The 11,138-nt window shown below is 55.4% G+C and carries 8 protein-coding genes and 2 pseudogenes; 8 read left to right on the top strand and 2 right to left on the bottom strand.

Translation table 11 applies throughout. From position 1 onward, the window contains the following. The 3 genes from QRN60_RS23815 (at position 1) to QRN60_RS23805 (ending at position 2,459) form a co-directional block, all read left to right on the top strand. Complete coding sequence (locus tag QRN60_RS23815; protein WP_350225285.1) at positions 1 to 831, top strand: type II toxin-antitoxin system HipA family toxin; 831 nt, start codon at positions 1 to 3, stop codon at positions 829 to 831. A 158-nt stretch (positions 832 to 989) separates the two neighbouring features. Continuing rightward, on the top strand, positions 990 to 1,898 hold the full coding sequence (locus QRN60_RS23810; RefSeq protein WP_111794399.1) for a nucleotidyltransferase and HEPN domain-containing protein: 909 nt from the start codon (positions 990 to 992) through the stop codon (positions 1,896 to 1,898). 240 nt (positions 1,899 to 2,138) lie between these two features. Beyond that, on the top strand, positions 2,139 to 2,459 hold the full coding sequence (locus QRN60_RS23805) for a hypothetical protein (protein WP_111794457.1): 321 nt from the start codon (positions 2,139 to 2,141) through the stop codon (positions 2,457 to 2,459). 134 nt (positions 2,460 to 2,593) lie between these two features. Here QRN60_RS23805 and QRN60_RS23800 read toward each other — a convergent pair whose 3' ends face one another. Next, positions 2,594 to 2,899 (bottom strand): mobilization protein, encoded by a 306-nt coding sequence (locus QRN60_RS23800; RefSeq protein WP_111794400.1) that lies wholly within the window; start codon positions 2,897 to 2,899, stop codon positions 2,594 to 2,596. Between the two features lie 207 nt (positions 2,900 to 3,106). Between QRN60_RS23800 and traA the strand changes: the two genes are divergently transcribed. Continuing rightward, a complete protein-coding gene (gene traA / locus QRN60_RS23795) occupies positions 3,107 to 6,865 on the top strand; it encodes a Ti-type conjugative transfer relaxase TraA (RefSeq protein ID WP_129565562.1) in 3,759 nt (1,252 codons plus the stop codon). 167 nt (positions 6,866 to 7,032) lie between these two features. Here traA and QRN60_RS23790 read toward each other — a convergent pair. After that, positions 7,033 to 7,170: pseudogene (locus tag QRN60_RS23790) on the bottom strand (IS3 family transposase); the annotation flags it as partial. A gap of 344 nt (positions 7,171 to 7,514) precedes the next feature. Here QRN60_RS23790 and QRN60_RS23785 point away from each other — a divergent pair. From QRN60_RS23785 to repB, 4 genes and pseudogenes are all read left to right on the top strand, one after another. After that, positions 7,515 to 7,603, top strand: a pseudogene (locus QRN60_RS23785) (transposase); the annotation flags it as partial. Between the two features lie 29 nt (positions 7,604 to 7,632). Then, on the top strand, positions 7,633 to 7,911 hold the full coding sequence (locus QRN60_RS23780) for a hypothetical protein (protein WP_111794402.1): 279 nt from the start codon (positions 7,633 to 7,635) through the stop codon (positions 7,909 to 7,911). Positions 7,912 to 8,851: 940 nt separating this feature from the next. Continuing rightward, entirely contained in the window at positions 8,852 to 10,030 is a 1,179-nt protein-coding gene (repA, locus tag QRN60_RS23775) for a plasmid partitioning protein RepA (protein WP_111794403.1), read from the top strand. Further along, entirely contained in the window at positions 10,027 to 11,019 is a 993-nt protein-coding gene (gene repB / locus QRN60_RS23770; RefSeq protein ID WP_111794404.1) for a plasmid partitioning protein RepB, read from the top strand. Before repA ends, repB begins: the two co-directional genes overlap by 4 nt. Positions 11,020 to 11,138 lie beyond the last annotated feature (119 nt).

The raw sequence follows: 11,138 nt of genomic DNA, 5'->3' as shown, positions 1-11,138 counted from the left end.
CTGCAGGATATCCTGCGCGTCGGGACGTCCGCAGGCGGCGCGCGCGCCAAGGCTATCCTTGCATGGAATGAACAAACCGGGGAATTCCGATCCGGTCAGGTCAAAGCCGGTGAAGGTTTCACCTATTGGCTCATGAAGTTCGACGGCATCTCCAACAATCGTGACAAGGAGTTGGCCGATCCGCAGGGCTTTGGCCTTATCGAGTACGGCTTCTTTCTCCTGGCTCGCGCCGCCGGCATCGACATGACCGAATGCCGCGTCCACCACGAAGGCGGCCGATCCCATTTCATGACACAACGCTTCGATCGCACCGCCAATGGCCAGAAGCTCCATATGCAGTCGCTCGCAGCCTTGCGCCACTATGATTTCAACGCGGCGGGAGCTTATTCCTACGAACAGGCCGTCGAGACGATACGGCTCCTCGGCCTTCCCGCTTACGACATCGAGCAACAGTTTCGCCGAGCGGTTTTCAACATTCTTGTCCGAAATCAGGACGACCACGTCAAGAACATCGCCTTCCTCATGAATCGAAAGGGCGAATGGCGGCTGTCACCAGCGTTCGACGTCAGCTACGCCTACAATCCGGATGGAAGCTGGACCCATCAGCACCAGATGAGCCTGAACGGTAAACGCGATCATTTCGAGCTGCCCGATCTTATCCAGTTCGGCGTTTTCTGCGACCTCAAGCCCAAAAAGGCCGAAGAAATTATCCGCGAAATGCATACGGAGGTCGAAAACTGGCCAGCCTTCGCGGAACAGGCCGGTGTAACCGAAAAGACCGCGCAAATTATTCACCGAGCCATGCGGCGAGAAATCATCATTCCAGCCTAAGACACGGGGCCTGATCAATCACATGCTAAAGAGAGACCGTTGATAGAGGAACCCGGCATGCGTGAGGCACGGCCTCACAACCCCTGCAAGAATGTGGAGTAGCAATAGCCTGCCGATCGCGGCTAGGGTAACTGTTCAAAAGAATCGATGGTGAGGCCATGAAAACGGATATCGGACATCTTCCGCAGACAAAACAGAGCGAACTGGAAAGGATCGTCCGGATTATCCATGAAGAGTTCGCCGGCATTGTCGAGCGTTCGAAGTCTGATGCCAAGAAGGACGGACGGATTTATAAAATCATCCTGTTCGGTTCTTACGCCCGCGGCACATGGGTGGACGAGCCGCATACGTCGAAAGGTTATCGATCAGATTTCGATATTCTCGTCATCGTCAGCAACAAGGAACTTGCCGACCCGAAATATTGGGACAAGGCCACCGACCGGCTGATGTGGAACAAGGAGATCGAAACACCGGTCGGTCTGATCGTGCATGGCGCTCGCGAGATCAGCAACTTTTTGCATGACGGGCAATACTTCTTCGTCGATCTCGCTCGTGAAGGTGTCGTCCTCTACGAATTCGATGACAGACCACTGGCTGAGGCGAAACCTCTCAGCCCTGCCGATGCACTCCGGCTAGCCGAGGAGCATTTCCGTAGGCATTTTCCTGATGCGCAAACCTTCATCAAGTTGGCTGGTTATGCCCTGAAGGATAACAATACCAACATCGCCGCTTTCCAGCTTCATCAGGCAGTCGAGACAGCCTACAACTGCTATCTCCTGACGCTGACCAACTACACTCCGGCTTCGCATAACCTCAAATTCCTGCGCGGACTTTCGGAGGATCGGGATCGCCGGCTGGTCGACATCTGGCCGCGCGATCATCATCGCTTTACCGCATGGTACAACATTCTCAACGAGGCCTACGTCAAGGCGCGCTATTCGAAGCGTTTCGAGGTTTCCGAAGAAGCGCTTGCGTGGCTTCAGGAGCGCACGGCAGAACTTCACGTCCTGATCGACGCACTCTGCCGGGAGCATATTGAGACGCTGCAACAGGCAACAAAACCCTGACGATGAGATTGAGCAGCGGACCCATGCGCCGCCGTGGGCCAATATTAGCCAAAGCTTTCAGCGAACAACGACATCGACACCTGACAGATGATCGTCATAGTTCTCCGGCAACCTTACATCGAACAGCACTCCTCGACCTTGATGCGTTGACATCACAACTACTGTATAAAAATCAGGCCGATGTCGAACCTGCGCACGACAGGCGTTGACACTATTCTGCCAACCCGTCAGCCTCGCAACATGACACCGACGACCAGTTTCATTTCCGAGCTTGTCCGTGACGCCAACCGGTTGGATCGTCTGGATGCCTATCAAAAACGACGCCTGCTTGAGCGGGCCGTTACGATCATCCGCGACATGCGCCAAACAATAGGAATTCCCTCCGGCCCCGGCCGTGACTGTGTCGTGGACATTCACACCGTGGCCTTGTCGATTGAGCGGGGCTGGCGCTCGGATGACGACGTGCGCAGTGCTCTTCTGCAAGCAGCCGGCATGATCCGTGATCTTCATATCGTACTCGACAGCAAAACCGGAATACGCATTGCCAAGCCGACCGGCTGAGACCTTGTTAGGCTGACATCACAAGAAGGCGTCAGGTGACCGATGACCTGAACAGTTGCCGGACATTTCGCCTGCACCGTTTCAGGCCATGACAGTGAGTAGTACCGTGACGAGTTCCTTCAGAACTCGGAACATCATCGCTGATCATTGTCGTCGCTGTTATCCTGCACATCCGGCAATGATGCCGGCTCCAGAATATCTGCGAACAAGGCAAGGTCTGCATCACGCGTAAAAAAGGCCGGAAGTTCCTTTGCCAGCCACTGCCGCAGTTCGTCATGATGACGGGTTTGATCATTCCGCTGCAACTGCTCCAGCAGAAACGATCCAAGCAAAATCTTTCGACGCGTTGCCTGCGCCCGCTCCTGCCTGTCCAGCCGCGCCTGCAATGCTTTCCGGCGTTCTTCCAGCTGCCTGATACGTTCTGCGATCGGCTTGCGCATATCGTCATCCCCTGATTGACGCCTCGTTGATGCCTTTCAGAGCCTATTCAAGCACGAGCTATCTCCGACGTGGTACTACTACTTGTAGTAGTCGAAATGGCTGTTCGCTGCTGCTAACCCTGCTGTCGGCAAACAGACAAGGGCGCACTTACGACTTGCACCGCAGTTGAGCCCTGAATTTCCCCGTTTGCGGATCGGAGATTTCGGTTGGCGATTTATCATCTCAGCACCAAGCCTGTCTCGCGCTCATCCGGCCGAAGCGCTGTGGCATCTGCCGCCTATCGTTGCGCGGTTCTTCTCACCAATCACCGCGATGGTCTCGTGCATGATTTTACCCGGAAAGAAGGAGTGGAGCACATCGAGATCGTGCTGCCGGAGGGTCTTTCTGCCAACTGGGCTTTGGATCGTTCGGCTCTGTGGAACGCTGCCGAGTTTGCAGAAAAGCGTAAGGATGCCCGCGTCGCCCGCGAATTCGAAATCGCGCTCCCGCATGAGCTGTCGCCAGAAGGGCGACTAAAGGCTGCACGCGCCTTTGCTCATGATCTGGCAAACCGCTATGGCGCGGCCGTAGATTTTGCAATCCATTCGCCAGGTGAGCAAGGTGATATCAGGAACTACCATGCGCATGTGCTGATGACGACGCGAGAGGTTCGCCGGGTCGACCTTGGCGAGAAGATCCGTCTTGAGCACAAGAACGCACGGCTGTTGGCAAATGGTATGGCGACGACCGATATGCAGCTTCGCGATATCCGGCAGGCTTGGGAAGGTATCGCCATCCGTCAGCTTCAACGCGAAGGCCTGGACGTTCGCATCGATCATCGCTCACATGCGCAGCGCGGCCTCGAGTTGTCGCCGACCGGGCATATGGGCGTGCATGCCTCGCAGATGGAACGGCAAGGAATGGCCGTCGAGCGCGGGCGACTGGATGACAAGGCAGCACGGCAAAATGCCGCGCTGATCCGCCAAAAACCGGAACAGGTTTTGTCGCTGATCAGCAATGAGAAGAGCGTGTTCGATCGGCACGATATTGCCAAAACCTTGCATCGCTATATCAACGATGACGCCCAAACGTTCCGGAACGCCTTTGCGGCTGTTTTGGCATCGCCAGCGCTTGTGGAACTCCAGGCTGAGCACATCGATCCCGAGACAGGCAACGTGTGCAATGCGCGCTATTCGACGCGAGAGATGATTGACCTGGAACTCGCAATGGCGCGATCGGCGAAGCGATTGCATCAGGCGCATTGCCATCGGGTCGATCCTCGCCATGTCGAGCGTGCAATGGAAAGGCAGGATCGCTCTCTTCGGAAAAGCTCCGGCGGAATGTTGGCTGCGAGCGATCCATCAGCAGGATTATCCCACGAACAGCGTCATGCGATCAAACATGTTACGGGCCCCGAAGGCATCGCCGCTGTGGTCGGGTTCGCTGGTGCAGGAAAGTCCACCATGCTGGCAGCCGCTCGCAAGGCGTGGGAGGCTCAAGGCTATCAGGTCCATGGTGCGGCGCTGGCCGGAAAGGCTGCCGAGGGTCTTGAAGAAAGTTCCGGCATTCAAAGCCGCACCCTTGCGTCATGGTCTTATAGTTGGAACCACGGCCGGGGCATGATCGGCAGCAGTGACGTGTTCGTCATCGACGAAGCCGGCATGGTCGGCAGCCGTCAGCTTGCCCGCTTCATCGGTGAAGCTGAAGCGCGCGGCGCAAAGATCGTTCTCGTCGGCGACCATGAGCAGCTGCAGGCAATCGGCGCTGGCGCCCCCTTCAGGGCGATTGCCGAGCAGATTGGCCATGTCGAACTTTCGGACATTCGCCGCCAGCACCAGGATTGGCAGAGGCAAGCATCGGTTGCCTTTGCGACCCACAAGACGGCCGAGGGCCTTTCCGCCTACCGGGATCACGGCGACATCCACTTTGCGGAAAGCCGCGACGCGGCGTTGGCAGAAATCGTGCGTGATTATGTTGCCGACAGTGAGAAGCGTGCCGATGGCACCCGGGTTGCCATGGCGCATCGCCGTGCCGATGTGCGCGCCCTCAATGCCGCCATCCGTTCCGAACTTCAAAGCAGACAAAGGCTGGAGCGCAGCCCCGGGCTGAGCGACGGTGGAGACCGTGGAGATGGTGAGGATGTTGGAGAACGCGTGTTCCAGACCAGTAACGGCAAACGCGCCTTCGCCGCCGGTGACCGGATCATCTTCCTCGAAAACAACCGCGACCTCGGCGTGAAAAACGGCATGCTTGGCACGGTCGAGCATGTCGAGCCGAATAAGATCGTTGCCCGGCTCGATGGCCGAGGCGGCGACAGTGTCAGCATTGCCACGGATAGCTACCAGGCGATCGACCACGGTTATGCGACGACGATCCATAAAAACCAGGGCGCGACGGTCGATCGCTCTTTTGTGTTGGCGTCCCGCACCATGGATCGACATCTGACCTATGTTGCCATGACCAGGCATCGCGACAGCGTGCAGCTCTATGCCGACAGCCAGGAGTTCACGAAGGCCGGCCGGCTGGTCGATCACGGCGCGGCTCCCTATGAGCATAATCGCCAGGCGCGAGAAAACTATTTTGTGACGCTGGAGAATGACAAGGGCGAACAGCGCACGGTGTGGGGCGTCGATCTCAAGCGGGCCATACAGGAGGCGTCACCACAGATCGGGGACAGGATCGGACTACAGCATGAAGGCGCCACGCCTGTCACGCTTCCGGACGGCACAAAGGCCGAGCGCAATGCATGGCGTGTGGTCAAGGGTGACGAACTGGCCTACCAGAAGCTGTCAAACCGCCTGTCGCGTTCCGGCGCGAAGGAAACCACGCTGGATTACATCAGGGACTTTGCCGAGCGGCGCGGGATCGCCAGTGACCCATGGATCGCGGAGCAGCTCGGGGTCAAAAGCGAGATTGGACTTGCTTCCGCCCGAGATGAGCGCCAAGAAGAGGTCTTGTCCCGTGCAGCCCATCTGCAACGGGAGCAGCAGGACCGGCCATCACAGCGTCAGCAGGTTTACGAGGAACATGCCGGCAATCTGTCCGGTCCTGCTCGCCAGCACGATCCGCTCCATCATCTCGCTCCAAAGATTGATGACGGTCGGCCGGACGACCGGAAGGAGGAAAACAAAGGTAATCGCCGCATCCGGTGGTCCGACCTCATGTCGCAAGCCGGCGCCGTCCCTGCCCCCACAGAAGCTGCCGGCCACCAATCGCCGCTGGAGACTGGAGAGCCAGCTCCGCTTGTGCCGGCGATCACCCGATACGAAAGCAGCATCGAAGAGGTGGCGCAGAAAAGGGCGATGTCCGTCATCGAGCAAAGATTCGACACGGTGGAATCTCTGGCACAGCACGTGTTCCGTGATCCGGTGGAAGTCGCTGCGAGACTGCGCACCGCGATGACCGAGAAGGAAGGCAATGGAAAAATCATGGCGAAGGCCATGGCCGGGCAACCCGAGCGGTTCGGGGAGCTACGCGGCAAATCGGGTCTGTTCGGGAACAACAAGGAGCGGACAGAAGCGCAACAATATGCCAGGTCTCTCTCTGCCCATATCGGCTATGTCTCCGAGGCATGGGAGCGCCGGCTTGGAGAAGAGCGTCGGAGCGAACAATGGCAGCGCGAACAGCGTGATGTGATCGAGGTTCCCGGCCTCACGCCGCGCAGCGCCGATATCCTTGCAAAGGTGGAGAAGATGCCGGTCGAAAAGCGGGGCCAGTTTATCGCGGAGCTACGATTTTCACCTGAGGGCCGAGCCGCGCTTGATGAGGCAAAGGTGGTGGCCGAAGCACTCACGCGGCGGTTCGGTAGTTCCGATCCTCGCAGTTTCGCCAGGGAGCTTGAGACACGCCCGGAGCTCGCAAAACAGGCCGCGCAGATCAGGACAATCGCCCGTATGGTAGAGCGTACACGCTCCGCCGAGCTTAGCCACGACCACGCGCTGACACAGCAGCTTGCCCGGTCTCGGGGGCCTGGATTGAGCAGATAGCAGGAGCTGAAGACGACAGCAGTGTTTGATTGCGGTCACCCTTGAAAGTGCGCCAAGCTTCCAAATTTCCTGGGCGTCGCGATGGACCTGACCCGTCACGACCGGAGAGAGCATTCCGTTTCTGACCTGTTTGCGTTTCGGGGGTGCGGATAAAAAGTTGGACTGCTTCATAAGTTCAGGCCGAGGCTCTGACGATACTCAACCGGGCTGAGCGATCCCAGCGATATGTTGATACGCTTCTCATTGTACCATCGAATATATGCATCCACCTCGGCGACGAACTGTTCGATCAAAGGGGTATTCCAGATGCAGTTCGTCAATCCGGGTATCTTCTGTTCCCGCCATCTAAGCCGAAGTCAGGCAGAAATTCCGCTTATACCACTGTCCAGATTTCCCGAGCCACCTCTAATTTTGTCTTACTCCTTTGCCTACAAATGCAACCTTTTAAGGCTTTGTGGGCAGCAAGATGGCGGTTAGATAAGTTCTGCAAAGCGGGGCTGACCAGGCGCAGACAAGCAATTGATTCCTCCAGAGGCATAAGAGGCGGGCTGCTGCCGGTTTCATGGGCACCGAGTTAAAGTGTTCCCAATGAAACTGGAGTGACGGAACGCAACGAAGAAAGCTCAGCCGCGAATACAATCTTGAGGCGATGAAATTGGTGTGTGAGCGCGGCGTGAGTGTTGCGCAGGCGCCCGCGATCTGGATGTTCACGAGAACGTCCTACGGAAATGGTCAAGGAATAAGGGAGTAATCGAGTGGGTAAAATAATGACGCTCGCCGAACGTGCACTGGCGAAGGCCGGATCTGTTATTGAAAGGGTTGCCTCTGCCGATCCAGACAAAGCAGAAAGGCTAGGAGAAAAAATCAAGGGAATAGTCGGGGAAAAACTTTTCGATAAAATAGAGGGATTTGCCGAGGTAGCCGATGACGCGCGGGTAAACCGGGAAAAAGATTCAATTCGTCGCGAAATGATGCTCAGAGCAATGGTTGGCGGTTCGGAACGGGACTTCACCCGTGGTGACCGTTCAAGCGGACGCGGCCTGTGATTTTTGTACGGCCTATCTTCATCGCCACGCTGATAATGAACGCCAAGCCTAACGACATCGTCCCCTAGGCATGGCTTGCTGACATTCTCGCCGGCACGCCGACTACGAGCTGGAGCAACTGCTTCACTGGAACTGGACGCCGCACGCCTTCAATTAGCTACAAGTTCAGTCCAATGGCTGCACTGGGGCTACATGTCCGCAAGGTGGGATCGACCTTCCACATATGGATGTTGCCTAGCGGCAAGTCTCTTGCCCCGCGCAAGATAACCGCCAAAATCTGGCGATCTTGGTCAGATACCACGGCAAGCTCTTGGGTGCATCAGAGTGCTTGAGTTTATCGGTGATGAATGGTTGCCTAACTTGTAGATATCGCTATCACAATCGCAAATATGCACGCATTGGCCAGCTCTCCGAGCAAAATAACAGATTGCCTATATTTCCAGCCAGCGGACGTTCTCCCCGTACTCGGTGGGTACCGCGTCGGGTTGACCTTCTTTTCCAAGGAGGCCGTGTCCTTGAACTCCGACCGCGTAGCTTGTCCAGTATGTCGAGATATAGGGTAGCTCTCTGAGACCGTACACGCGGCGGAGGCAATCAAACTGATTTTTTTGGTCAGCCGATAACTCTCATTGAGGAGTTACCAGCTTTCAACATTCTTGTCGTTTACTCGTCGTCATCGGCATTCGACACCCCTTTTTCGGCATAATAACCGAGCCGTCCGAGGTTTTGGACAGACCTCTGTCGTCCTTGCACATCTACCCGAGATATTCCCGATTATGACAGATGAAACGCGATGCTGTTTGTCACGAAATGCGAATCAATGTATCTCTGTAACTACGCAAAAAAGAGGAAGTATCGTTTTTTTGCGAAACAATGCGAGAATTAAGGATTCGTTAACACTGTTGGCGCTTAGTTCCTCCAAACGGATGAGGATAGAATCGTGAATCGACATCTAAGCAGCCTTGATTTTATGCAAAATTTCGCGAGCAAGCTTGATCTTGCGCTGCAAAATCTGACTTTTGCCCAATATCCGCCAGACGCAAGGCGGGAAATGCGAAAATTCTCGTCGGCCGAAGTCGCTGCGCTGCTGGATGTCTCAGAAGCTTATATTCGCCAGATCGTTCTTAAAGAGAAAGGCCCAGCACCGGAGGTCACTGTTAATGGTCGTCGTATGTATTCACTGGAGCAGATTCTTGAACTGAGACTGATGCTGGCTGAAAAGGGGCGCAAGAAGTGGATGAACCCCCGGCGCGTCTCCGGGGAAGAATGTCAGATAATTGCAGTGACAAACTTCAAAGGAGGTTCGAGCAAAACCTCCACAACCATCCATCTGGGACACTATCTTGCCCTAAAGGGTTATCGTGTGCTCGCCGTAGACCTCGATCCACAGGCATCGCTGACCAGCTTGCATGGCAATCTGCCAAATTTTGATTCCCGTCAGGACGGCACCTTGCACGCAGCAATCCGCTTCGAGGAACAAAGGCCCACGGCTGAGCTGATTAATAAAACTCATATTCCCGGCTTTGACGTCATCTGTGCCGGCCTTGAACTGACGGAATTTGAAACCGCTGTCGCATTGGAAATGCGCAAGAACGGCGGAACCAGTTTTCTGCTCAGGGTTTCCCAGGCTTTGGAACAGGTGGCGGAGGACTATGATGTCATCCTGATCGATTCCGCCCCATCATTAAACTTCCTCACCCTGTCATCGCTGACTGCAGCCACCGGCGTCTTGATCCCGGTGCCGGCGCATATGCTGGATGTCGATTCGACGGGCAAGTTTCTGGAACTCGCCGGTTCCTACATGAAGATACTGAGCGACATGGGAGCGGCGGCCCATTGGGACTTTGCAAAATTCCTTGTCACCAAGTTTGAACCCAATGACCACCCGCAAGCGAATATGACAGCGCTGATGCGCCAGGTTTTTGGCGAGGACCTATTGTTGAACATGGTGATGAAGTCCACAGCTGTGGCAGATGCCTTGACTTGGAAACAAAGCCTCTATGAAGTTCAGCGCTCGCGATTTTCGTCTCCGAAAACTTATGACCGTGCGATGGAATCTTTGAACGCCGCGAATAATGAAATTGAGAAGCTACTTTGGATGGCATGGGGACGCGAATGAGCAGAAAAAATTCCCGCGAGCTGTTCACCAACCTCCTCGCACAGCAAGATCGCCAAAGTCCCAATGCGGCACAAAAGACCACCTCACCTCACCTTCTCAAGGTTGCCGCTGGCGTTCGCCAGATCCACGAGAAGGGTGAAGCGCTCGAAAAGCTACTGGCTGAAGGCGACCGCATTATCGAAGTTGAGCCCAATGAGGTTGCCCCCTCCTCCTTGCAGGATCGCTTCGAGGGATCCTACGATGATACGGCAATTGAAGAAATCATCCGTTCGATGAAGGAAAGCGGCCAGATCGTGCCTGGTCTTGTCCGTCCTTCAAAAACTGGAGGAAAACCCTATCAGATCGTATTTGGCCGTCGACGATTGGCTGCTGCACTGAAGCTTGGCATCAAGTTTCGGGCAATATTACGCGATCTAACCGACGAACAGGCGATTATCTTCCAAGGCGAAGAAAATACCAATCGCAACGATCTTTCCTTCATTGAAAAATGTGCCTTTGCCTTGCTTCAGGAACGAGCAGGATACAAGCGGGATACAATTGCTGCCTCCCTCTCCACGGGCAAGTCACATGTCTCGGAAATGCTTCAAATCGCCGACTCGATCCCTCGCGAAACGCTGATGCTTGTAGGACGCTCCCCCGATATCGGGCGACGCAGGTGGATTGAATTTCACAAGTGCTGGATCGCGCGGAAGGACGGTGCCAACATTATCAAATCAGCCCTTGAGACAAGCGATGCCGCCGGTGGGGAGCGTTTTGCTCTCGCGCTGGCCGCGCTTAAAGGCAAATCTGCCCACGCTGCGGAGCCAACTATCAGGAACGAGATCATTTTGGATGGTCCGGCATTGGCAACTATAACTTATGCAAAATCCGGCGCGAAATTGGCATTTTCGAAAGTCGTTCCGTCCGAATTTGTTGATTTTGTCGGAGAAAGACTAACTTCATTGCATCAAGAATTCCTGATGCGAAAGAGAACCAACAAAGAGGGATAACCCGCAAAAGAAAAAGGCCCCCAAACGTTTCCGTCGTGGAAGCCCTTCTCACATCCTTAAGCAAGACAGAGAATCGCATTTTCACGTATTTCAGTCAAGAGTCTTTGGCATCGTTTTGG

The organism is Agrobacterium sp. CFBP2214, assembly GCF_030209895.1.
Taxonomy (GTDB): domain Bacteria; phylum Pseudomonadota; class Alphaproteobacteria; order Rhizobiales; family Rhizobiaceae; genus Agrobacterium; species Agrobacterium radiobacter.
This window is presented reverse-complemented; position numbering and strand designations above follow the sequence as displayed.

Coding starts and splice junctions, on each gene's coding strand:
- QRN60_RS23800 (WP_111794400.1), bottom strand. CDS start 2,899: ATGCGCAAGCCGATCGCAGAACGTATCAGGCAGCTGGAAGAACGCCGG.
- QRN60_RS23805 (WP_111794457.1), top strand. CDS start 2,139: ATGACACCGACGACCAGTTTCATTTCCGAGCTTGTCCGTGACGCCAAC.
- QRN60_RS23780 (WP_111794402.1), top strand. CDS start 7,633: ATGACGCTCGCCGAACGTGCACTGGCGAAGGCCGGATCTGTTATTGAA.
- QRN60_RS23810 (WP_111794399.1), top strand. CDS start 990: ATGAAAACGGATATCGGACATCTTCCGCAGACAAAACAGAGCGAACTG.
- repB (WP_111794404.1), top strand. CDS start 10,027: ATGAGCAGAAAAAATTCCCGCGAGCTGTTCACCAACCTCCTCGCACAG.